Source organism: Nonomuraea sp. KM90 (assembly GCF_052246675.1).
In the GTDB taxonomy this organism is placed as follows: Bacteria; Actinomycetota; Actinomycetes; order Streptosporangiales; family Streptosporangiaceae; genus Nonomuraea.
Map to the genome: position 1 here is coordinate 81,056 of NZ_JBQQCB010000028.1, position 21,927 is coordinate 102,982.

Sequence of the window (21,927 nt, forward strand, 5' to 3'; positions counted from 1 at the left end):
CGAACCTGAGGGGCCGTGTCCCCTGACCGCCGGCTCCGTTTGGGGGTCCCGCTGTCCCTGTCCGGCCGGCACGCCCGGTTCGGGCGGCAGGCGGCGCTCGGGCTGGAGGTCTGGGGGGCTCTCGGCGCGTCCGTGGACGTGGTCGTCGAGGACGATCGCAGCGATCCGGACGTGCTGGAGGGTGCCGTACGGCGGCTGGCGGGGCGGTGCGACCTGCTGCTGGGGCCGTACTCGACGCAGCTCGCGCGCCGGGCGGGGCGCGTCGCGGCGGAGCTGGACCGGCTGGTCTGGAACCACGGGGGTTCCGGTGATGACGTCGAGACGGCGCATCCCGGGCATGTCGTGTCGATACCGGCACCGGCCGGCCGTTATGCCGAGCCCTTCGTCCGGCACCTGGTGGACGGCGGCGACCGGACGCGGCTGCTGATCGTCCAGGGCAGGGGCCGCTTCGGGCGTCAGGTGGCGGACGGGGCGGAGCGGCTGGCGGGCGAGGCGGGCATCCCGGTGACCCGCGCGGGTCCCGGTGAGGTGCCGGCCGGCGGGCCGTGGAATCTCTTCTGCGCGGGGTCCTTCGACGAGGACGTCGAGATGATCAGGCGGGCCCGGGCGGGCTCGCGGGTCATGTGCGCCGTGGCGGCCGGGGTGCGGGAGTTCGGGGCGGCTCTCGACGAGCCGGGCGGGATCTACGGTGTCGGGCAGTGGTTCCCCGGCAGCGGGGGTGAGGCTTGCCTGGGGATCTCCGAGCGCGAGTTCCTGGACGCTTACCGCGTCCGGGTCGGGCGGTTGCCCGACTACCCCGCCGTGCAGGCGGTGGCCGCGGCGATCATCGCCACCCACTGCGCACTCCGGGCGGGGGGAGCCGGGCGGGAGGAGCTGTGGGCCGTGGCCGCCGGGTTGGAGACGAGCACGCTGTTCGGTGCCTTCGCGATCGATCCGCGAACGGGCGCGCAGACCGCCCACCGGGCGGTGCTCACCCGGTGGGCCGCCCGGGAAGCAGCGGCCGGCCTTCCGGCACGGCCGGTCCTGGTCGCGCGGCGGGGGCGATAGGCCCCGGGGGCTGAGGGTGCGGTGCGCGGTGCGCGACGGGTCGTCGGGGCTGAGCGTCCTGTCCGTGAGGTGCGATGGGCTGAGCGTCCGGTTCGCGGTGGGCACGGCCGAGGTGCCGGGCGACCTCCTCGGCCCTGCGGCGGTCGTACGGTGCCGCCAGGCGGTCGGCGGCGGCCACGGCGTGCTCGGCCGCCCTCCTCGCCGCCCTGTCCCTGCCCGCCGTGGCCAGCGCGAGGGCGCGGGCCCAGCCGATCCTGGCCGCCGCCCCCGGGTTGCGGGCCGCGTACCGGGACAGGTGGGCGGCGAGGCGGCGCGCGACGGCCCTGTCCGGCCCGGGGTCCAGCGACCAGAGCAGCTCGGCGAGGCCGGCCCAGCATTCGAGCATGCCGGGCTGGGCCGCCGGCAGCCGCTCCGCCAGCGCCAGCGCGTCCACCAGCGCCTGGCGGGGCGTGGGGCGGTCCGGGCAGGCGGCGGCGATCGGCGGGTCGAAGCGGGTGGGGGCGGTCAGCAGGTCGAGGCGGGCGGTGGCGGTCAGCAGGCGCATGTCCTGCACGATCCGCATCACCCGCCCGTCCCGGAGGCCGAGCTCCTTCTCGTACGCGACGCGCCGGTCGGTCGAGGCGCGGGCCGCCGCCACCAGCTCCCGGACGTGCTCCACCGGCACCCCGTCCACCCGCAGCAGCGCCTCCGCCCTGCCCGTCAGGCACCAGTAACGGCCGATGTCGTCCCCGCCCACGCGCTTGACCGACAGCTCCTCCGTCTCCGCGAACAACTCCGCCGCCACCCCGAAGTCACCCCGCCACAGCGCGGTCTCGGCCAGCATGCCCGCGCAGTTCTCCGCCATCCGCGGGTCGAGCGTCCTGGCCCTGCCCTGGGTGAACGAGCGGTGGGCGGCGTCGAACGCGCCCGAATGGAGCTGGTCGAGGCCGCGTGCCAGCAGGGCGCGGTTGGCGGCGTCGGTGGGGTGCCCGATGCCGGCCAGGGCGCGGTCGGCGAGCCTGCCGTAGCGGTCGGCCAGGCCGTGACGTCCCGCCATGCGGCCGATCGTGGCGAAGTTCGCGTAGGCCTCGGCCCGCAGGGCGGGGTCGTCCGCCCGCTCGGCGGCGTTGAGCTGGCGCAGCGAGGCCACCAGCATGGTGGGCAGGTCATGCTGGTGGTAGGCGAGCCTGGCCAGCAGCGTCAGCGCCTGCGCGGCCTCGGGACCCGCCGGATCCGTCCGCGCGGCCGGCGCGAAACGCCTCCAGCCACCGCCGGATCCGCTGAGGGACAGGAGGCGGTGTGTGGCCTGGCGGGCCGCGGCGCGGGTCATCGCGGCGACGCGGGTGGCGGGGGAGTCGGGAAGGGGCTCGCCGAGAATGGCGAGCGCCTGGTTCGCCAGCTGAGCGGCCTCGCGCTCCCTGGCCATCTGGTACGCGCTGACCCCGGCCATCCACGACCACCGCGCCCGCAGGTGCGCCGGCTGCCCCGGACGGGCGAGGTGGCGGCGCACGACGGCCCCGGACTCCTCGTACAGGCGTAATCGCAGGCACAGCGTCCAGTAGCGGTCCAGGAAGCCGGGCTCGCCGGAGACCGTCCAGGCCAGCCGGATGTTGTCCATCTCCGCGCCGAGCACGTCGGTGGCCTCGGTGTCCGAGGCGTCGTGGAGGGCGGGGGCGTGCCGGTCGAGCAGGCGGGCGAAGTGGGCGGCGTGACGGGCCCGCACCGGGGAGCACTCCGGGAGGCGGGCGGCGGCGAACTGCTGGACGAGCGGGTGGATGGTGTAGCGGCCGGCGGGCGTGAGCTCGATCATGCTCTGGTCGACCAGCAGGACCAGCACCTCGGGGGTGGTGCCGGCCACCTCCAGGGCCGAGCACAGCGTGCAGCCGCCCCTGAACACCGACAGCGCCGCCAGCGCCTCCTGCGCGGCCGGCTCCAGCAGGCGCCAGGACGTCTCGAAGACCGTGCGCATGCAGGCGTGCCGCGCGCGGGCGGCGGGCCCGGCGGCGGACAGCAGGCCGGGGTCCACGCCGAGGCGCTGGGCCAGGTCGGCGCACGGCACGGCCCGGAGCAGGCCGGCCGCGAGCTCGATCGCCAGGGGCAGGCCACCGGTGGCGGCGCAGATCGCGGCCACGCGCGCGGCCTCGCGTTCCGGGTCGAACGCCGGCCGGGCGGCCAGCGCCCTGGCCACGAACAGGGACTCGGCGGCCGGCGCCGGCAGGCCCTCCACGGCGACCGTCACCTGGCCGGGCAGGTTCAGCCGCCGCCTGCTCGTCGCCAGGATCCGCACGGCCGGGGCGGTCCGCAGGATCTCGCCGATGACCCGGTCGAAGGCGGGGAGGTGCTCGAGGTTGTCGAGGACGAGGAGGAGGTGACGCGTGGCGAGGGCCGACAGCAGGAGGTCCGCGGCGGGGCGCGGCGGTGAGAGATCCACGCCCAGGCGGCGCGCGAGCGTGGTGACGGCCGCCTCCGGCCGCACCCCGGCGAACGACACGAACGCCGTCTCCGTCCTCGGCGCGAAGGCGGCTCCAGCTCTCGGCGCGATTGCGGTCTCGGCGCCGGGCCGGGTCTCGGCGGCGGCGGCGATGGCCAGCCGGGTCTTGCCGATGCCGCCCGGCCCCAGCAGGGTGACCAGGCGTTCGCGGGCCAGCAGCGCTCGCAGCCGGTCCACCTCGGCCGCCCGGCCGACCAGCTCCGTGCCGGGCACGGGCACGGCCGCGCGGCGGGCGGGCACCGGCCGGGGCACGAGGTCCCGCCGGAGAGCCACCGTCTCCGGCGCGGGCGACACGCCCAGCTCGTCCGCCAGCCGCCGCCGCAGCTCGTCATAGCAGGCCAGCGCCGCCGCCCGGTTGCCCGCCCGGGCCAGGGCCGACATCAGCAGCCGGTGCGCCTCCTCGTCGTACGGATCGAGCGTGGCCACGAGGCGCGCCAGCCGTACCGTCCGGTCGGGTTCGTCACCGTCCCCGGAGCGTACGAGCAGCCCGCGCAGCAGTTGCCGCACCCGCTGCCGCTCGCACTCCAGCCACCCGGCGAAGGCGGGCGCGTCACAGAAGGAGACCCCGTCCATGAACGGACCGCGCCACAGCCGCAGCGCCTGCGCCACGGTCGCGGCCCGGTTGAGCTCCCGGTGGTCGACGTAGCAGCCGTCGCCGGCGCGGAAGCGTACGTGCTCGCGGGTGATGTCGAGCCAGCCGCCCACCTCCCTGCGCAGCTCCGACAGCGCCAGGCGCAGGCTGCCCCGGGCGTTGGCGTCGGGGCGCTCGCCCCACAGCAGCCCGGCCAGCTCGGTCCGGGAGCGGGGCCCGGGGGTGGCGGCGAGATAGCAGAGCAGGGCGCGGCTCTTGGCGGAGCGGATGCCCAGAGGTGCCCCGCCGACGGACAGGTCAGGCGTGCCCAGCAACAGCAGGGTCAGCGAGTCTCCCATAGAGCCGGAGGGTAGGCGCGAGCCCGCCTCCCGACTGTGTCAAACGGTACGTACGGCATGTGCTCTCCACTACTGACCTGGGCTCTCACGATGCGCTCACGCGGCCTGCCGCAGCCTGAGGCCGTGTTTCGCGAACGTCGCGAGACGCCGGTGAAAGCCCTCGAAGGAGACAGCATGCGCTCTCACAAGCTGATCGTCTCGCTCGGACTGGTGGCGGGGCTGGCGGTGCCGGCCGCGCTGGCCGCGAGCCCGGCCGCCGCGGCCAGCCAGTGCCGCGTGGAGCTCTACGACATCGACAATCTCAACATCGCCGAAAGGGACGGGAAGGACGAGCTCCGCTTCCTGGTCGGCGGGAACCTGTTCCCCAACAACAGCTACTACAACATGTACAACGGCGGCGACGGCGACCCCGGCGACTTCGGGTACCCGTCCACCGTCGTCACCAGCACGGGGACCGTGTCCTTCAACCTGCGCGAGGTCCAGCCGCCCGCCGTCGGCATGGGCGACAGCCTCGGCTCCGTGGTCGCCCACGGCACGGTGTGCGCCCCGCTCGCCGTCGGCGCGGTCGACTACGAGGAGGACTACATCGACGGCACCCACGAGACCTTCTACTCCTACCGGGTCAAGCTCAAGCTGACCGGCCTGTGACCGATCCGGCATGAAGCCCCGCCGCGTCCCGGCGGGGCTTCACCAATTCCGGATGTTCTGGGAGGGTTCGAGCGTGGTCCGCGCCCTCACCCTGGCCGGGTGCCCCGTGCACGAGCTGCTCGACCGCCAGGCCGCCAGGCTGGCCAGACGGCTCGTACGCGGCTTCGCCGAGCAGATCCCCCTCTACCGGCGGCTGCCGAAGGAGGCGCTCGACGGCGACATCACGGCCATCACCGAGCACAACCTGCGCCTGATCTCGCGCGTCATCCGCGACCGCCGCCCGCCCGCCAGGGCCGACCTGGCGCCGCTGCGCGAGTCGGCGGCCCGCCGCGCCCAGGAGGGGGTGCCGCTGGAAGCCCTGCTCGCGGCCTACCACCTCGGGGCCCGCATGGTGTGGGAGGAGCTGTTCGCCGGGGCGGGGCCGGGGGACGTGAGCGACGTTCTGGAGGCCGGGCGCATCATCCTGCTCTACATGGAGGCGGCGACGACCGCCGTGGGCACCGCCTACCTGGAGGAGCGCGAGAGCCTGCTCAGCCAGGAGCAGCACGCCATGCACGCCACCGTCTCCGCGCTGCTCTCCGGTGACCGGGCGGCCCTGGCGGGGGTCCGGCTGGCGCCGCGCTACCTGGTCCTGGCCGTCGCGGCCGGCCGGCATCCCGACGAGGACGGGCCCGGCGGCGCGATCGCCGCGCGCCGCAAGCTGCACCGGATCAGCACCGCGCTCCAGCGGCACGTGACCGAGCCGGTGCTGCCCGCGCTCGACACGACCGGGGGGCTCGTGCTGGTCCCGCTCCAGGGCACGAAACCGGCCGTCGGCGAGCCGGTCCAGGAACCCGGCGAGCCGTACCAGGGCGCGGAGCCCGCGGTCGGCGAGCTGGCGGCGGCGGCGGGCAAGGCGGCGGGCGTGCCGGTGTGGCTGGCGGCCGAGTGCGCGCCGCCGCAGGGGGTGCCGGCGGCGGCGCGGCTGGCCGAGGAGGTGCTGGAGGTGGTACGCGTCTTCGAGCAGCCGCCGGGCGCCTACCGGCTGGCCGACGTGCTGCTCGAATACCAGCTCACCCGGTCGAGCCAGGCCACGGCGCTGCTCGCGGGGCTGCTCGACCCGCTGCTCGACAACCCCGACCTGCTCAGGACGCTCACGGTGTACCTGGACACGGGCCTCGACCGGCGGCGCACCGCCGAGCTGCTGCACGTGCACCCGAACACCGTGGACTACCGCCTGCGCCGGGCCGTCAGCCTGACCGGGCTCGACCCGGTCGACCCGGCGCACCTCCAGCGGATCGGGGCGGCCCTGGCCGCCCGCCGTCTCACCGGCCTTCGGTGAGACACCTCATAGGGCCTCGGTGACCGCGGCCGTCACGGCTGTGGCGAAGCCGCGCATGCCGAGCGCGTTCGGGTGGAACGGCGCGGCGGGCGAGGCCGGGACGTACGGCTCGATCCACCGCACGCCGGGCGCCGTGCACGGGTCGTGGCCGACGCTCGGGGTCTGCAGGTCGATGAAGCCCACCCCCGCGGCGGCGGCCTGCTCGGCCAGCATCTGGTTGAAGTACGTCAGCGTGGTCCTGATGTAGTTGGCGTCCGACCGGATGATCGGGACACGCGGGTAGCAGCCGTTGGGCGGCGCGTACGTGGCGTAGCCGACGACGAAGACCCGGGCCTGCGGGGCGCGGGCGCGGATGTCGCCGACCAGGGTGGTCAGCCGAGGCCGCAGCGCGTCGGTCTCGACCCGCCACTTGTCCTGGCCGTTCACGATGTAGTCGTCGTTGCACGCGTCGCCGACCGGCGGGGGCAGCAGGTTCAGGCAGTCCTCGATGAAGTCGGTCAGCCCGAGGTCGTTCGCGCCGATCTGCACCGTGACCAGCGTGGTGTCCTGGCTCAGCGCGTCGAGCTGGGGCGCCACGTCGCCGAGGTCGGTGCTCTGCGACTCGTACATGTCCCTGGTGTCCGCCCCGGAGCAGGTCACGTCGCGGAACGTGGCCGCGCCGATGGCCTGGGCGGTCAGGCGGGCGTAGTTGCGGTCGGAGCGCCAGCAGCCGTAGTCGGGGCCGATCTGGTTCGGCACGAGCGGTCCAGAGGCGGCCGAGTCGCCCAGCGCCACGTACACCTCCGCCTGTGCGGCGTGGGCGGGCGGCGCGAGGCCCAGGGCGAGCCAGACCGCGGCGAGCATGATGATCATCCGTCGGACCATGAGGACTCCTTCCGGCAGGGGTGGGGGTGCGGAATCCGTGGTCGGTCAGCGGCGGAAGGGGCCGGTCACCTCGTACGTGATGCCTCCGGTGCCCGCGGCCTCGCCGCTGGTGCCGCGCTGGGAGGAGAAGTAGAGCCGGCTGCCGTCAGGGGAGAAGGCCGGGCCGGTGATCTCCGAGCTCGCCTGGCCGTCGAGGCGCATGACGGGGGCCACGACGCCGTCGGGCGTGATGATGTTGATCTCCATGTTGCCGCCGTCCTCGGCGACGTAGAGATCGCCCGACGGGCGGCCGGTGATGTTGTCCACGCCGTCGAGCGTGCCCGTGCCGTCGTAGACGGCGGTCACGGTCTGGCGGGCGGTGTCGTACGCCCAGACCCTGCGGTCGCCCTTCGCGGTGAAGTAGCAGATGCCCGCCGCGTAGTGGCAGCCCTCGCCGCCGTTGAAGTGCCGGGCGGCCGAGACCTGGTGCCTGGTCTGGCGCTCCAGCACGGCGGGCGACGGGTCGGGGACCGGGCGCCACTCCACGGCGTCGCCGCCGAGGCCGCACAGCACGTCGAGCCGGCCGCTGGACAGGTCACCCCAGGTCGTGGGCGTGAAGCGGTAGAAGCAGCCGTCGGACTCGTCCTCGGTCAGGTAGATCACCCGGTGGTCGGGGTCGCAGGCGGCGGCCTCGTGCTTGAAGCGGCCCATGGCGGGGCGGGACTGGGCGGAGCGGGCGCCGTACGGGTCGGTCTCGTAGACCCGGCCGCGGAAGATCTCCTCGCACGACAGCCAGGTGTTCCACGGGGTCGCGCCGCCCGCGCAGTTGAGGTTGGTGCCGCTCAGGATCCGGTACGCGCGCTCGATGGAGCCGTCCGCCCTGAACTTGATCGCCGAGGCCCCGCCGATCAGCGGCACCTCGGAGTTGGACACGTAGATCCAGCCGGCGCCGTCGGCGAAGCAGGCGCCGCCGTCGGGGGCCGGGTGCCAGAGCGTGCCTCCGACGCTCCGGCCCGACCTGGCCACGACGCGGCCGGTGAACCCGGCGGGTAACGCCATGCCGTTGGCGTCGGGCGCGCCGAGCGGCCCGTACGGGCTCGCCCCCGCCGACACCGAGGCCACCGCCTCGTGCCACACCGCCCCCGAGAAGGCCACCGACGCGGACATGGCTGTGATGAACGTACGGCGGCGCATGGCGGCTCTCCACTGGTCGCGGTTCGATTCGCAGACAAACGATGAGCCATGCTCGTCATTCTGTGAACTGGACAGCGGAGTAAATGTCGGCGGTCAAATCTGTGACGCCTCACAAACCGCCGCGAATCAGGGTGAACCAGGCCGCCACATCGGCCAGAACAGCGCCCCGTCCGGCAACGCGAACGGCTCCCGCGCCTCGTAGCCGTGCCGCGCGTACAGGTCCCTGTTGCGCGGGTCGCTGGCCTCCAGGTACGCCGGCAGCCCGCCCAGCCGGGCGTGGTGGTAGCGCAGCAGCGCCGTGCCGAGCCCCTGGTTCTGCCGGTCCGGGTGCACCGCCAGGAAGGCCAGATAGTGGTGCGGCGACGACGGATGGTTCTTCTCGAACAGGTCGTCCAGCACCCGGAAGCGCTCGACCCACTCGCCCGTGGCCTCGGCCAGCCGGCGGTCGTAGTCGAGCGGTCCGGGCAGCGGAGACGTGTGCGGGAACCACACGGCGACCGCCGCGTCGTCGATGAGGTGGACCTCCCCGTGTTCGAGGGCGTGGTCGACGAAGATGCGGAAGTCGGCGGTCATGATCCGGTGTCGCGACCGGCGGTCGGGCACCAGGTACGCCATGGGCCTCAGCCCGGCGAAAGCGGTCGCGACGAGCTCGGCGGCCCGCCCGGCGTCCGCGGCCGTGGCCGCGCGCACGGCGGGCCGGATCGCGAACGTCTCGCCCGCGGTGCGGTCGAGTGGCGGCCAGGCCGCGAAGGTGTCTCCCATGAACCCAGGTCTCCTCTCCTCGGTCATGCGGTGTCCTGGGCGCCGCCGGCGGACGTGGCCGCCTTGGCGCCCATCCCAACCGCAGCGTAGACGCCGGGTTGCCGGGCGCGCAGCACCAGGGCCCACACCACGCCCAGCACGGCGGCCACGCCGTAGGCGGCGGGCAGCAGCCAGGCCAGCGGGTCGCCCTCGCCCACGCCGAGCAGCGCCCAGAAGTTGTCCAGCGCCAGCCACACCATCACGGCCAGCGCGATCGTGGCCGGCACGGGCGCGACCAGCCGCCGGGACAGGGTCTCGCCGCTCGGCTCGCGGGCGAAGAACACGATGATCGCGACGGAGGTCACGAAGATCAGCAGCAGCACGCCGAGGCCGCCGAACGAGCCGCCGTAGAAGAAGAGCTGCACCAGCGGGTCGAGGCCGAGGGCCGCGTACAGCACGATGACGGCCAGGCCGAGCACGGACTGCGCGATCGAGCCCGCCTGGGGCGCCCCGCTGCGGGGCCGCGTACGTCCGAAGACCGCCGGCAGCACCCGCTCGCGGCCGAGCGCGAAGAAGTAGCGGGCGGTGGTGTTGTGGAAGGAGACCATCGCGGCGAAGACGCTGGTCACGAAGAGGACCCTGGCGATGTCCACCACGGTCGTGCCCAGGTGCCCTTGGGCCAGCACGAAGATGGTGTCCGCCTGGTCGCGCCGCGCGGTGGCCACGATGTTGCCCGGGCCGATGGCGACCGTCATGGCCCATGCCGAGAGGGCGTACACGACGGCGATGATCGCCACGGACGCGTACGTGGCCAGCGGCACCGTCCGGCGCGGCTCGCGGCTCTCCTCCGAGAACACCACGGACGACTCGAACCCGACGAACCCGAGCGTCGCCAGCACCAGCAGGGCCCCCACACCCGGCACGAACAGCGCGGACGGCGAGAGGGTCTCGACGGGGTAGCCCCCGGCGGGGTTGAGCAGGTCGGCCAGGTCGAACAGGAGGATGACCGCCACCTCGGCGGTCAGCAGCACGGCCAGCAACCGCCCGTTGACGTCCACCCGCATCAGGCCCAGGACCGAGACCAGCGCCCAGGCGACCAGCGAGACCACCCACCAGGCGGGCGTGATCCCCAGCCAGGCTTCGAGCAGCGGCGTCGCCGCCGCCCCGAACACGCCGTAGAGGCCCACCTGCAGCGCGTTGTACGCGATGAGCGCCACCCAGGCGGCCGCGATGCCGGCGGGCCGGCCCAGCCCTCGGGTGATGTAGGTGTAGAACGCGCCGGCGTTGGCCATGTGCCGGGCCATCGCCACGTACCCGACCGCGAACACCGCCAGCACGGCCCCCACCACCAGGAAGGCGATCGGCAGCCCGGTGATCCCGGTGACGGCGTAGCCGTTGGTGATCACCCCGGCGACGACGGTGAGCGGCGCGGCGGCCGACAGGACGAAGTAGACGACCGAGGGCGCGCCGAGGCGGTTGGCGGCGAGCGCGCCGGCGACCGGATCGGTTCCGGCGCCGGGTGTTGCGGTACGCGTCATGGTTCTTCCAGGGGGGTGCGGAGGGTCAGGTGCGATAGGTCAGTACGGCGTCGCCCACGGCCGCGCTCACCTGGCGGCTCAGGTCGCTGAGCGGCTGGGGCATGGTGGCCAGCAGCGTGGTCAGGTAGTGACGGGCGGCCCGCCGGTCGTCCGGGTCGTCGAGCACGGTGTCGGTCAGGCCGCAGGCGTCCATGAGCGTGGCCAGCGCCATGTCCTGCGGCGACAGCGGCCGGCACTGCGCCAGCGCCAGCCGCAGCCGGGCCATGGGCCACATGGCCCGGCTGAAGTCGGTGGCGAAAAAGCGGGATTGTTTGCGTTTGAGGATTTTCGGGGCTTCGCGTACGAGCAGCCCGTCGTTCCGCAGCCGCCCGCTCACTTCTTCGACCGAACGTTGTGCGAGATAGGCCAGCCATGTCCGCACGTCGGTATGGTGCGGCGAATTCCCGAGATCGGCCAGCACCTTGTCGGCCACGTTCTCCTTGACCGGCCGCGCGTCGGTCACGTCGAGCCGCACGCCGCGCACGGCGATCCGCTGGTGCAGCACCAGCTCCCCGATCAGCGCGCCGGCCAGCCCCAGAGCCACCCCCTGCTCGTGCAGGCGCGATCTGCCCGAGCCGGTGGTATCCCAGGAGACGAGGAAGAAATCATCGGCCAGCACCTTGAATCGGTCCGCTCATTATCATCTATATAGGACAACCAGGCGGCGGGACGCCACCAGCCGAAATATCTATCAAGAACGCCGGAACCCGGGTAGACCCATTTGCCGGCAAGTCAGAAAATCGGTGGCATTAGCGCGCAATATGATGATTTATCCAATTTTTTGGTGGCCTGGGGCCATGTCCGGTTCCCTCGCCTCCCCCGCCCGGCCCGCTCTGCCGGTAAGAGCTGACGTGTCCCTTACGCGGTTGGGAGATCCACTTGTTCTGGCGTGGGGTATCGGTGCCCGTGATCACGATCAGGAGGCACGGGAATGGCGGACTTTCCCATTGTTGTCGGTGTAAATCGCACCCAGGATGGTTCCATCGCCGTCGCGGTGGGCGAGTCGGGCATGTACAGCCTGCAGAAGGAGCGGATCAGCCGCCGCAAGCACCACTGGGGCCGCCTCGGCGACCTGCCCGACCGCTACCTTCCGGCCATGCCGCTGCTGAAGGAGCCGGTGGACCTGGTCGTGGAGGGCTACTCCTCCGACACCGAGATCGAGCACGTGTGCGCGTACCAGCAGGAGACGCGCGAGACGCTCGGGCTCAAGGACGGCGCGCCGATCGTGCTGGTCTCGCACCACCTCTCGCACCTCTACAGCGCGTTCTACCCCTCGCCGTTCGAGGCGGCGGCGGGGCTGGTGATCGGCGCGCAGGGCAGTCGGGTCAGGGACTTCACCGAGCACGTCGACCTGCCGCCGGGCACCGGCGGCGACCTGCTGGAGGTGGCCTCGTTCTACCGGTGCGCGCGCGGCCGGATCGAGTGCCTGGCCAAGCAGCTCTGGGACGGGGACTGGTCCAGGCCCGCCGGGCTCGGCTGCTTCTACGCGCTGCTGACCAAGCTGTTGTGGCCCGAGGGTGAGGGCAACGAGGCGAAGGTGATGGGGCTGGCGCAGTTCGGCGACCCGGACGCGCTCGCCCTGCCCGACCTCGACGTACGCGGCCACGAGGTGCACATCCCGCCCGCCTGGACCCGGACGTTCACCCGCCGCGACGCCTTCGTGTACGAGCCGGGCGGCGAGGAGTTCCGCCGGGCCGCCAACCTGGCCGCCGCCGGCCAGCGTGCCTTCGAGCGGGCGCTGGCCGAGGTGGCCGGGTGGCTGCACGCCAGGACCGGACTGGACGCGCTGGCCTACGCCGGCGGCGCGGCCCTGAACTGCGCGGCCAACGGCCGGCTCGTCCGCGAGTCCCCGTTCCGCGAGGTGTTCGTCCCGCCCGCCCCGCACGACGGCGGCACCGCCGTGGGCTGCGCCCTGTACGGGCTCATCACGTGCCTCGGCGTGGACAGCCGCTTCCGCTGGACGGACGACTTCCTCGGCCCCCACCCGGACGAGAGCGAGATCGAGGCGGCCGTGCGCGGCCTGCCCGCCGACCTGTACGCCGAGCGGCCCGAGAACCTGGTGGACGAGCTGGCCGGGCTGCTGGAGAGCGGCCGCGTGGTGGGCCTGCACCGGGGCCGAAGCGAGTCGGGCCCGATGGCGCTGGGCAACCGCAGCATCCTCGGCGACCCGCGCAACCCGGATTTGCAGGACTACCTCAACTTCGAGGTGAAGGGGCGCGAGTGGTTCCGGCCGCTGGCGTCGCTGGTGCTGGCCGACCACGCCGAGCGGATCTTCGAGCTGGACCGCCCGGCCCCGTTCATGCAGTACACCGCCGCCGTGCGGCCGGAACACCGGGACCGGCTGCCGGGTATCACGCACGTGGACGGCACGGCCAGGCCGCAGACGGTCGAGCGGGAGAGCACCCCGTTCCTGCACACCCTGCTGACCAGGTGGAACGAGCGCACGGGCACGCCGGTGCTGATCAACACCTCGCTCAACGGCCCGGGGCAGCCGCTGACCGAGGCGCCGGAGCACTCGATCGAGACCCTGCGGGAGACCGGTCTTCACGCGCTGGCGATGCCCCCGTACCTCATCCGCAAGCGCGACGAGCCCCCGCTGCCCGGGGACCGCTAGCCGACACGAAATACCAGGTCAAGGCGGGTCTTGGGAATCACGGCCGGTGCCGGGTACGGTCGATGCCATGCGCGCCTACCGCACCGGAACCGTGGCACTGGTCACGCTGGCCGTGCTGTCCGCCGGGTGCGGCGGCGGCGCGGTGCCCGCGGCGCAGGAGGCGGCGCTGCCCGCCTCGCCGCCCGCCACCCAGTCGCCGGGCACCCGGTCGCCCGCCCGGAGCCCGTTGGCCGGGAAGGTCGTGGTGATCGACCCCGGGCACAACGGCGGCAACGCCTCACACCCCGAGGAGATCAACCGGCAGGTCGACATCATCACCGGCCGCAAGGCGTGCAACACCACCGGCACGCAGACCGACGCCGGCTACCCGGAGCACGCCTTCACCTGGGACGTCGCCGGCCGGCTCAAGCCGATCCTGGAGGGGATGGGCGCCAAGGTCGTGCTCACCCGGCCCGACGACAAGGGCGTGGGCCCGTGCGTCACCGAGCGGGCCGCGATCGGCAACGAGGCCAGGGCGGACGCCGTGCTGTCCATCCACGGCGACGGCGCCGCGCCGGACGGGCACGGGTTCCACGTGATCATGCCCGGGCTGCTGCCCGGGCACAACGACGACGTGGTCAAGCCGTCCCGCAGGCTCGGGCACGACATCCGCGACGCCTACCGCAAGGGCACCGGCATGCCGTACGCCACCTACACCGCCAATCAGGGCTTGCAGACCCGCACCGACCTGGGCGGGCTCAACCTGTCGAAGCGGCCGGCGGTGTTCATCGAGTGCGGCAACATGCGCAACAAGGGCGACGCCGCCAAGATGTCCGACCCGGCCTTCCGCCAGCGCATGGCCACCGCCCTGGCCGGCGGGCTCAGGCGCTTTCTGGGCTAGCGTACGCGCGCAGGAACACCGCGACGGCGGACTCCGAGAGGCGGTCGAGGTCGGCCTCCGAGTAGTGGTCGGCGCCGCCCCAGAACATGGCCTTGTTGACCGGGATCCACAGCAGCAGGCCCACGAAGTGCTCGGCGGCCAGCTGCGGGTCGTCCGCGCGCAGCAGCCCGCGCCCGGCCAGCCGCTCGAAGGCCGTGGCCATGGTCTTGAGCGAGCGCTCGAAGCCCTGCTCGTACCAGGTGCGGCCGAGGTCGGGGAAGCGGTCGGCCTCGGCGATCACCAGCCGGCGCAGCCGCAGCAGCTCGGGCCGCATGAGCTGGTCGAGGAAGCGGCGGGCCAGCTCGCCGAGGTCCTTCGCCAGGTCGTCGCTGTCGTCGAGGGTCGCCGTGATCATCTTGGCCAGCCCCTCCACCTGGCCGGTGGTGTCCATGATGATGCTGGTGAAGAGCTGTTCCTTGTCGGTGAAGTGCTTGTAGACGGTCTGTTTCGACACGGCGGCCAGTGAGGCCACCTCGTCCATGCTGGTGCCGACGTAGCCGTTGCGCAGGAACACCGGGAGCGCCGCCTCCAGGATCTGCCTGCGCTTGCGTGCCGCCCGGCCGTCCTCTTCCGCTGCCATGACCGCCCTCTCTCGTCCGACGGAAACAGAGTACTAGACAGTTCCGTACCGATGTGAGTACTGTACCGTCTAGTTCCGAAGATGAACAAGGATGGAGACGTCATGAGCGACCTTCAGCAGCAGGTGCAGGAAGCGGCCGACAGGCTCGTCGAGTCCGGCGAGGAACGCGGGCTCCAGGTGGCCGTCTACCGGGACGGCGTCCAGATCGTGGACGTGGTCGCGGGCGTGGCCGACCCGGAGACCGGGCGGCCCGTCACCCCCGGCACGCCGTTCTACAACTTCTCGATCGGCAAGGGCGCCACCGCCACCGTCGCGCACGTGCTGGCCGAGCGGGGGCTGTTCGGTTACGACACCCCGGTGGCCGAGCTGTGGCCGGAGTTCGCGCGGCACGGCAAGGAGGGCGTCACCGTACGGCACGTGCTGTCGCACACGGCGGGCGTGCCCGGCGTGCCGCTCGACACCACGCCCGAGGACGTCTGCGACTGGGGCAAGATGGTCGCCGCGCTGGAGGACGCCGAGCTGTGGTGGGAGCCGGGCACCAAGGTGGGCTACCACGCCTACACGTTCGGGTTCCTGGTCGGCGAGATCGTCCGGCGGGCGACCGGCAAGCCCATCTCCCAGGTGCTGCGGGAGGACGTGGCGGGGCCGCTGGGCGTGGCCGACGAGCTCTACTTCGGGATGCCGGAGAAGGAGCACTCGCGGCTGGCGAGGCTGGAGGACGTGCCGATGGACATGTCGGCGTTCGGGGAGATGCCGGCGGACCTGCCGATGTTCAAGGCGGGGCCGATGACGCTGATGCCGAACGCGGAGCTGGGCAGCCGGCCCGACTATCTGTCGGCCGACATCCCCGCCGGGGGCAAGACCTCGGCCAGGGCCATCGCGCGGATGTACGCGGCGCTGCTCGGAGAGGTGGACGGGACGCGGCTGATCGCGTCCGAGCGGCTGCGCGAGGCGACGGCCGTGGTGTCGAGCGGCATCGACGAGGTCTTCGGCATGCCCTCCACGTGGGGCCTGGGCTTCGGCATCGGCGGCCCGGCCGCCACGGCGGAGGAGAGCCCGACCGTCTTCGGGGTGCCGGGGGCGGGCGGCAGCGCCGCCTGGGCCGACACGGCGACCGGCATGGCGTTCGCGCTGACCAAGAACCGGCTCACCAACGACTTCGCGGCGGCCGAACTGCTCGGCGGCATCGTCACCCGGGCCTAGCCCGGACCTGGCCCGCCCTGTGCGGGCTCAGCCGTCACGGCACAGCGGCTTGCCGCCGACCACGCAGGCGATGTCGTCCAGCTGACAGCTCAGCAGGGTGCCGTCCATGCCGAGCACCAGCACGAGGTCGCGCCGGTATGAATGGGCCAGTATGACCCTGCCGACGACACCGTTGTCCAAGATCACGGTTGGGCGGCCTGCCGCATAGTCCATGCCCTCGTGGCTCCTCTCAGGTCCGGAACGAGCCCCGCACCGGACCCGTCCCCACCAGGATGCACAGGCTCGGGCCCTGAGCGCATCGGTCGGGCGGCTGTATTTCAGGTCCGTCCGGGGAAGGACCCACTACTTGCGGGGACGACGCTACTAGTGTTTCCGGAGTTGCACCGGTGTCAGCAAAATCCCGGCATTCCTCCCTGCGGATACGCGGTGAATTGAGAACGTGTTCTATTTAGACGGTCTGACCGGTCGATGGGGCACGTCGCGCGGCGGCCGGAAACCAGCTAGTAATATGTCGCCCAAGTTGTTCGCGGCGAAGGAGACGGCCACCCGTGACCGAGCTAGAACGCGTTCCGCCCGGCGTGGACCCTAGCGTCCCGAGCTCCGCCAGGGTGTACGACTACCTGCTCGGCGGCAAGGACAATGTGGCGATCGACCGCGCCGTGGCCGAGAAGCTGCTCGCGGTCGCCCCCGACACCCGCCTCGTCGCCAGGGCCAACCGCCACTTCCAGGTCGAGGCGGTCCGGCACCTGGCCGAGCAGGGGATCCGGCAGTTCCTCGACCTGGGCACCGGCATCCCGACCTCGCCCAGCATCCACGAGACCGCCCGCGCGGTGAGCCCCGCCTGCCGGGTGATCTACGTCGACTACGACCCCGTGGTGCGGCTGCACGCCCAGGTGCTGCTGGCCGACGCCCCGGGCGTCGCCGGCATCCAGGCCGACCTGCGCCATCCGGCGGAGATCCTGGCCGACCCGCACGTCACCGGGTTGATCGACTTCGACCAGCCGGTGTGCGTGCTGATGGTCGGCGTGCTGCACTTCGTGATGGACGAGGAGGACCCGGCCGGCATCGTGGCCGCCTTCAGGAAGCGCATGGCGCCGGGCAGCCACCTGGTGGTCTCCCACGCCATGGCCGAGAGCTCCGCCGACGCCATCGCCCAGCTCCAGATGGCGACGGCGGGCTCGCCCGCGCAGGCCCGGTTCCGCACGCGGGACGAGGTGCTGCGGCTGTTGGACGGACGGGTTCGAGCTGATCGGGCCCGGCCTGGTGCCCGTCCAGGACTGGCACCTCGGTCCCGACGAGGTCCACCTCCCCCTGCTGGACGAGATGCCGAAGCTGCGCGTGGACGGGGCGGTCGGCCGGCTCAGAGCCTGATGCCCTTGATGATCCTGGCGAGCTCCGGCACGAGCGGCTCGCCGGCCATCACGGTGACGACGACGCCCTTGCGCTCCACCCAGCCGGCGTACCGGCCGTGGCCGAGCGCGCCGTCGCCCTCCTGGGTGAGCACCCGACGGCCGCCGATCTTCACGGTTGTCGTCTCGCCCGAGAACGTGCCCAGCTCCAGCGGCGCGTTCTTCAGCTGGCCGAGCCTGCGTGCCTGCGGCCAGCACACCACCCGCACCCACAGCGACCTGTGCGCCCGGTCCACGTCGTCGCGGTCGTCGGACCACTGGTAGCCGTACTCGGTCAGGCCGTCATGCCGGGACGCCACGACCCGGCCGTAGGCGAAGCCCTTGGGGAGGTGGCCGACGAGGACCCCCTTGATGGCCTTCCCGCCCCTGGGCGGCTGGTCCGACTCCGTCCGCTCCAGCTCCGCCTTGGACGGGACGGGACAGGAGGGGCGGGCGGCGGCCTGCGCGGGCACGGCGACCAGGGCGGCGGCGACGGGCGCCACGGCGAGGGCGGCCAGTACGCGATCTGTTCTCATGCCGGTGTTCGATGCGGCCGGTGGGACAAAGGTTCAGTACTGCTTCAAAGTGATGTCGGTGGCGAACTTGTCCCCCATTTTCATCATCAGATCCAGCAGGAAGCGGTATTTGAACATCCAGTTGCGCATCCGGAGGCGGGCCGGGGTGCCGGGGGCGAGGAAGGGGCCGGCGTTGCCGTTCTTGGCGACTTTGGCGTACGGGCGTATCTGGCGCTCGTACTCGGCGAAGGCCGTGCGGTGATCGCCGCCGGCCGCGGCCAGCTCGCCCGCCAGCACGTACGCGCCCACCACAGCCAGGCCGGTGCCGAAGCCGCCCAGGGTGTTGCCGTACGCCGAGTCGCCGAGCAGCACCACCCGGCCCTGGCTGTAGCGGTCGATCCTGACCTGGCTGATCGAGTCGAGATAGACGTCGCCGGAGCGCGCCACCGCCCGCATGACCGCCGGGGTCTGCCAGCCCATGCCCGCGTACGCACGCGCCAGGATGTCCTTCTGCTGCCCCATGTCGTAGCGGTCGTAGTCGAGCTGCCCGGAGGCGAAGACGAAGAACGCCGGCGCCTTCGGCCCGCCGACGGCGACCATCCTGCCGGGCTCGTTGTACATGCTCGGCACCGTCCCGAAGTCCCCCTCCACCTCCACCAGGGCGTAGTGGTGGCCGAGGTGCCGGACGAACGCGGACTCCGGGCCGAAGGTGAGGCGGCGCACGTTGGAGTGGATGCCGTCCGCGCCCACGACCAGGTCGAACGTGCGCGGGGCGGAGCGTTCGAAGGTGACGTGGACGCCGCCGGCCGTTTCGGTGAGCGAGGTGATCGAGTCGCCGAAGACGTACTCGGAGTGGGGGGCCGTGTGCTCGTACAGGAGCCGGGCCAGGTCGCCGCGCGTGATCTCCACGTCGCCGCCGGTGAACTCGCCCGGCACGACCGCCAGCCGGCGGCCGTCCGCGTCCACGATCTCCTGGTCGGTGCCGCCCGTCTGCAGGCGGCGCACCTCGTCCATGAGTCCCATGCGCCGGAGCACGGTCTGGTGGGTCTCACCCTTGAAGTCGACGGCCTGGCCACCGGGGCGCAGGGCCGGGGCCTTCTCGACGACGGTGACGGTGCATCCGTGGCGGACGAGCCAGTAGGCGAGGGCGGGGCCCGCGATGCCGGCGCCGGAGATGAGGACGTTGCTGTTTCGCATGCCACGAAGCTTCGTGAGCAGCGCTGACAGCGGGGCGACTACCGGCTGACAACGCCCCGCAGGACTGTCAGCGCCTCGTCCCGGCTCATGGCCGCGCCCCTGGCGTACGCCGCCGCGAACGCCTCGGGCCCGAGGATGCCGGTGGCACCGGCGGCGGTCACGGCCACGTCGTGATCCCCGACCACGGCCATGCCGCGCACCGCCGCCCCGACACCGAGCAACATCGCCGCCGTCTCAGCCGCCGCCTCCCGCCCCTTCCCCGCCGCCTCTCCGCTCCCCGTCCCGCGCTCCGGCTCGGCCCCTGGCCCGCTCTCCAGCCCGCTGCCCGTCCCGCGCTCCGGCTCGGGCGCCGACCCGATCGGTGATCCGGGCTCCGGCCCCGAGGTCGCAGCCCCGTGCGTCGCCTCGAAGAGGGCCTGGCCGGCCAGCCCTTCCGCGACCTCGGCGACGTCATTCGCCAGGGGCGAGCCCAGCGCGGCCGCCAGCGCCTCGGCGTGCATGCGCGCGGCCCGCTCCGCGTCGCCCTGGGCGGCCGCCAGCCGTCCCAGCGCCGTGTACACGCGTGACCGCGTCCCTCCGGCGGTGAACGCGCCGGTCTCCGAGCCGGACCGCGCCGCGTCGAGCCGCCGGGCGGCCTCGGGCAGATCGCCCTGGAGCCGCGAGATGTCCCCCAGCTGCAGCTGCACCCATGCCATCAGCTCCGGCCGGCCCAGCCGCCGCTCCAGCTCGGCCGCCCGCTCGTTGTCGGCACGGGCGGCCTCGGCGTTCCCCGCCCGCCAGTGCGCGTGGCCCCTCCTGCTCAGCACGTCCGCCAGCTCGTCGAGCGCGCCGAGCTCCGTGAACAGCCCGAGCGCCCGGTCCCACAGCTCCATCGCCCGCGGCCAGTCACCGCGCCAGCTCGCGATCAGGGCCAGCCAGTCGTACGCCTGCCCCATGCCCCACCGCTCGCCCACCGCGCCGAAGTCCGCCAGCACCCGCTCCAGCTCGGATTCCGCCTCGGCGAGCAGGCCGCCGTGCAGGGTCATCAGCGCGCTGCCGAGCCGATCGAGCGCCCGGCTCCACGGGTCGGCGCTGAGCATCCGCCGATCGTGCTCCGACATCATCCCGCCCTCGGGCGGCCCGGCGATCATGCCCCAGAGCGCCACGCCGAACCGGTAGCGCATCGGCCGGTCGAACGACCCGACGATCGCCCGTGCCCGCTCCCAGTGCGGTGACCCCGCCTCCGGTACGGCGTGCAGCACGGCCATCACGTATTCCTCGGCTCCGGCTCCATGGGCTTCATGAGCGAGGTGGTCGAGCGGCCCGGTGCCGACGGCGTCGAGCAGGCGTACGGCGTGCCGGGTGGCCTGACCGCGCCGCCCGGTCAGCCACCAGTACATGCCCAGCGCCGCCACCAGCCGCAACGCCGTGGGCCTGTCGTGCTCCACGCTCCAGCGCAGCGCCGCCTGCAGGTTGGCGTTGTCGGCCGACAACCGGGCCAGCCACTCCAGCTGCTCCTCCCGGTAGAGGTGGTCGTCGGCGCGCCCCGCGAACTCCAGGAACCAGGCGGCGTGCGCCTGCCGCAGCCGGTCCTCCTCGCCCGCCTCCGCCAGCCGCTCCAGGCAGAACAGCCGGATGGTGTCGAGCATCTGGTAGCGCTCGCCGTCGGTCTCCACCAGCGATTTGTCCACCAGCCCCGCCAGCGTCTCCGCCGGCTCGGCCATCCCCGTGTATCCGGCCGGTGCCTCTTCCGCGCCGGTCGGGTGGCAGACGCGCTCCACCGCCTCCAGGGTCGCGCCGCCGGCGAACACCGACAGGCGCCGGGCCAGTGCCTGCTCCTCGGCGTCCAGCAGGCTCCAGCTCCACTCCACCACCGCGTGCAGCGTCCGGTGGCGGGCGGCGGCGGTGCGGTCGCCGCGCGAGAGCAGCCGGAACCGGCCGTGCTCGGCCAGCCGGTCGGCGATCTCCGCCACCCCGAACGTACGCACCCGGGCCGCCGCCAGCTCGATCGCCAGCGGCAGGCCGTCGAGCGCCACGCAGATCCGGAGCACCGCGTCCAGGTTGGCGGGATCGACGGTGAAGCCCTGCCGTACGGCCGCCGCCCGGTCGGCGAACAGCCTGACCGCCGGGTAGCCGAGCGGGTCGTCGGCCCCTGGCGGCGGGGTGGGCAGGGGCGCGAGCGGGACCAGGTGCTCGCCGGTGAGGCCCAGCGGCTCGCGGCTGGTGGCCAGGACGGTCAGGCCGGGGCATCGGGCCAGCAGGTGGCGGGTGAGCGTGGCGGCCTCGTCGATGACGTGCTCGCAGTTGTCCAGCACGAGGAGCAGGTCCTGCTCGGCCAGCGCGGCGACGAGCCGGCCGGCGGCCTCGTCGCCGTCGGCGGCGGGCGGCCTGAGCGCGGGCTCCCGCAGCCCCAGCGCCCCGAGCACGGCCCGCGCCACCTGCCCGGCACCCCCGTCCACAAGCGACAGATCCACGAACACCGCCACACCGGCTCCGCTCCGGCCCGCCTGACCGGAGCGACCCGTCCCGCCCGCGCCGGTTCGGTCCTGCGGGCGGGAGTCGTCCGGCACGTCGGCGACGGTGCGACCCGTGAGTCGGGGGCCGCGCGCCACCCCGGCACCGGCCCCGCCCGTCCAATCGGAGCCCTCCGCCGGGCCGGCACTGCTCCGGCCCGCCACACCGCCCCCGGCCCGGCCCGGCAAGCGTGAGTCGGTCGGCAGGCCGGGGCCGGTGGGCAGGCCGGAGTCGGCCGGTAGATCGG

General features: G+C 73.2%; 17 protein-coding genes. 7 read left to right on the forward strand and 10 right to left on the reverse strand.

Annotated features, from left to right (window positions below; translation table 11 throughout):
• Positions 1-15 precede the first annotated feature (15 nt).
• Complete coding sequence (locus ACTWPW_RS26845) at positions 16-1,047, forward strand: ABC transporter substrate-binding protein (protein WP_443170250.1); 1,032 nt, start codon at positions 16-18, stop codon at positions 1,045-1,047.
• Here ACTWPW_RS26845 and ACTWPW_RS26850 read toward each other — a convergent pair.
• Complete coding sequence (locus tag ACTWPW_RS26850; protein ID WP_443170251.1) at positions 971-4,447, reverse strand: ATP-binding protein; 3,477 nt, start codon at positions 4,445-4,447, stop codon at positions 971-973. The genes ACTWPW_RS26845 and ACTWPW_RS26850 overlap by 77 nt on opposite strands.
• A gap of 174 nt (positions 4,448-4,621) precedes the next feature.
• Here ACTWPW_RS26850 and ACTWPW_RS26855 point away from each other — a divergent pair, with 174 nt between their 5' ends.
• Positions 4,622-5,095, forward strand: coding sequence for a hypothetical protein (locus ACTWPW_RS26855; RefSeq protein ID WP_375110795.1), 474 nt, complete (start codon positions 4,622-4,624; stop codon positions 5,093-5,095).
• A gap of 52 nt (positions 5,096-5,147) precedes the next feature.
• Positions 5,148-6,416 (forward strand): PucR family transcriptional regulator, encoded by a 1,269-nt coding sequence (locus tag ACTWPW_RS26860; protein WP_375110796.1) that lies wholly within the window; start codon positions 5,148-5,150, stop codon positions 6,414-6,416.
• A gap of 6 nt (positions 6,417-6,422) precedes the next feature.
• Here ACTWPW_RS26860 and ACTWPW_RS26865 read toward each other — a convergent pair whose 3' ends face one another.
• The 5 genes from ACTWPW_RS26865 to ACTWPW_RS26885 all read right to left on the reverse strand — a co-directional run bounded on the left by ACTWPW_RS26865 (position 6,423) and on the right by ACTWPW_RS26885 (position 11,390).
• The gene (locus ACTWPW_RS26865) at positions 6,423-7,280 is read right to left on the reverse strand and encodes an SGNH/GDSL hydrolase family protein (protein WP_375110797.1); all 858 of its coding nucleotides are present in this window, start codon (positions 7,278-7,280) and stop codon (positions 6,423-6,425) included.
• 45 nt (positions 7,281-7,325) lie between these two features.
• Positions 7,326-8,453 (reverse strand): alkaline phosphatase PhoX, encoded by a 1,128-nt coding sequence (locus ACTWPW_RS26870; RefSeq protein WP_375110798.1) that lies wholly within the window; start codon positions 8,451-8,453, stop codon positions 7,326-7,328.
• Positions 8,454-8,579: 126 nt separating this feature from the next.
• On the reverse strand, positions 8,580-9,215 hold the full coding sequence (locus ACTWPW_RS26875) for a GNAT family N-acetyltransferase (protein ID WP_443170252.1): 636 nt from the start codon (positions 9,213-9,215) through the stop codon (positions 8,580-8,582).
• A gap of 23 nt (positions 9,216-9,238) precedes the next feature.
• Complete coding sequence (locus ACTWPW_RS26880; protein WP_375110800.1) at positions 9,239-10,732, reverse strand: APC family permease; 1,494 nt, start codon at positions 10,730-10,732, stop codon at positions 9,239-9,241.
• Positions 10,733-10,757: 25 nt separating this feature from the next.
• Positions 10,758-11,390, reverse strand: coding sequence for a GOLPH3/VPS74 family protein (locus tag ACTWPW_RS26885; RefSeq protein ID WP_375110801.1), 633 nt, complete (start codon positions 11,388-11,390; stop codon positions 10,758-10,760).
• Positions 11,391-11,702: 312 nt separating this feature from the next.
• Here ACTWPW_RS26885 and ACTWPW_RS26890 point away from each other — a divergent pair, with 312 nt between their 5' ends.
• The gene (locus tag ACTWPW_RS26890) at positions 11,703-13,385 is read left to right on the forward strand and encodes a carbamoyltransferase C-terminal domain-containing protein (protein ID WP_375110802.1); all 1,683 of its coding nucleotides are present in this window, start codon (positions 11,703-11,705) and stop codon (positions 13,383-13,385) included.
• A 67-nt stretch (positions 13,386-13,452) separates the two neighbouring features.
• Complete coding sequence (locus ACTWPW_RS26895; RefSeq protein WP_443170253.1) at positions 13,453-14,265, forward strand: N-acetylmuramoyl-L-alanine amidase; 813 nt, start codon at positions 13,453-13,455, stop codon at positions 14,263-14,265.
• Here the strand turns inward: ACTWPW_RS26895 and ACTWPW_RS26900 are convergent.
• Positions 14,246-14,884 (reverse strand): TetR/AcrR family transcriptional regulator, encoded by a 639-nt coding sequence (locus ACTWPW_RS26900; protein WP_375110804.1) that lies wholly within the window; start codon positions 14,882-14,884, stop codon positions 14,246-14,248. The two genes, ACTWPW_RS26895 and ACTWPW_RS26900, sit on opposite strands and share 20 nt — an antisense overlap.
• A 102-nt stretch (positions 14,885-14,986) precedes the next feature.
• Here ACTWPW_RS26900 and ACTWPW_RS26905 point away from each other — a divergent pair, with 102 nt between their 5' ends.
• Entirely contained in the window at positions 14,987-16,087 is a 1,101-nt protein-coding gene (locus ACTWPW_RS26905) for a serine hydrolase domain-containing protein (protein WP_443170254.1), read from the forward strand.
• 27 nt (positions 16,088-16,114) lie between these two features.
• On the opposite strand, the gene ACTWPW_RS26910 is transcribed toward ACTWPW_RS26905, so the two are convergent.
• Positions 16,115-16,300 (reverse strand): hypothetical protein, encoded by a 186-nt coding sequence (locus tag ACTWPW_RS26910; RefSeq protein WP_375110807.1) that lies wholly within the window; start codon positions 16,298-16,300, stop codon positions 16,115-16,117.
• Between the two features lie 335 nt (positions 16,301-16,635).
• Here ACTWPW_RS26910 and ACTWPW_RS26915 point away from each other — a divergent pair, with 335 nt between their 5' ends.
• The gene (locus tag ACTWPW_RS26915) at positions 16,636-17,760 is read left to right on the forward strand and encodes an SAM-dependent methyltransferase (protein ID WP_443170255.1); all 1,125 of its coding nucleotides are present in this window, start codon (positions 16,636-16,638) and stop codon (positions 17,758-17,760) included.
• A gap of 284 nt (positions 17,761-18,044) precedes the next feature.
• Here ACTWPW_RS26915 and ACTWPW_RS26920 read toward each other — a convergent pair whose 3' ends face one another.
• On the reverse strand, positions 18,045-19,187 hold the full coding sequence (locus ACTWPW_RS26920; protein ID WP_443170256.1) for an FAD-dependent monooxygenase: 1,143 nt from the start codon (positions 19,185-19,187) through the stop codon (positions 18,045-18,047).
• A 38-nt stretch (positions 19,188-19,225) separates the two neighbouring features.
• The coding region (locus tag ACTWPW_RS26925) for an ATP-binding protein (protein ID WP_443170257.1) at positions 19,226-21,927 on the reverse strand (2,702 nt) is incomplete at its 5' end.

Coding starts and splice junctions, on each gene's coding strand:
- ACTWPW_RS26870 (WP_375110798.1), bottom strand. CDS start 8,453: ATGCGCCGCCGTACGTTCATCACAGCCATGTCCGCGTCGGTGGCCTTC.
- ACTWPW_RS26895 (WP_443170253.1), top strand. CDS start 13,453: ATGCGCGCCTACCGCACCGGAACCGTGGCACTGGTCACGCTGGCCGTG.
- ACTWPW_RS26910 (WP_375110807.1), bottom strand. CDS start 16,300: ATGGACTATGCGGCAGGCCGCCCAACCGTGATCTTGGACAACGGTGTC.
- ACTWPW_RS26860 (WP_375110796.1), top strand. CDS start 5,148: ATGTTCTGGGAGGGTTCGAGCGTGGTCCGCGCCCTCACCCTGGCCGGG.
- ACTWPW_RS26905 (WP_443170254.1), top strand. CDS start 14,987: ATGAGCGACCTTCAGCAGCAGGTGCAGGAAGCGGCCGACAGGCTCGTC.
- ACTWPW_RS26850 (WP_443170251.1), bottom strand. CDS start 4,447: ATGGGAGACTCGCTGACCCTGCTGTTGCTGGGCACGCCTGACCTGTCC.
- ACTWPW_RS26880 (WP_375110800.1), bottom strand. CDS start 10,732: ATGACGCGTACCGCAACACCCGGCGCCGGAACCGATCCGGTCGCCGGC.
- ACTWPW_RS26920 (WP_443170256.1), bottom strand. CDS start 19,187: ATGCGAAACAGCAACGTCCTCATCTCCGGCGCCGGCATCGCGGGCCCC.
- ACTWPW_RS26855 (WP_375110795.1), top strand. CDS start 4,622: ATGCGCTCTCACAAGCTGATCGTCTCGCTCGGACTGGTGGCGGGGCTG.
- ACTWPW_RS26900 (WP_375110804.1), bottom strand. CDS start 14,884: ATGGCAGCGGAAGAGGACGGCCGGGCGGCACGCAAGCGCAGGCAGATC.
- ACTWPW_RS26865 (WP_375110797.1), bottom strand. CDS start 7,280: ATGGTCCGACGGATGATCATCATGCTCGCCGCGGTCTGGCTCGCCCTG.
- ACTWPW_RS26890 (WP_375110802.1), top strand. CDS start 11,703: ATGGCGGACTTTCCCATTGTTGTCGGTGTAAATCGCACCCAGGATGGT.
- ACTWPW_RS26875 (WP_443170252.1), bottom strand. CDS start 9,215: ATGGGAGACACCTTCGCGGCCTGGCCGCCACTCGACCGCACCGCGGGC.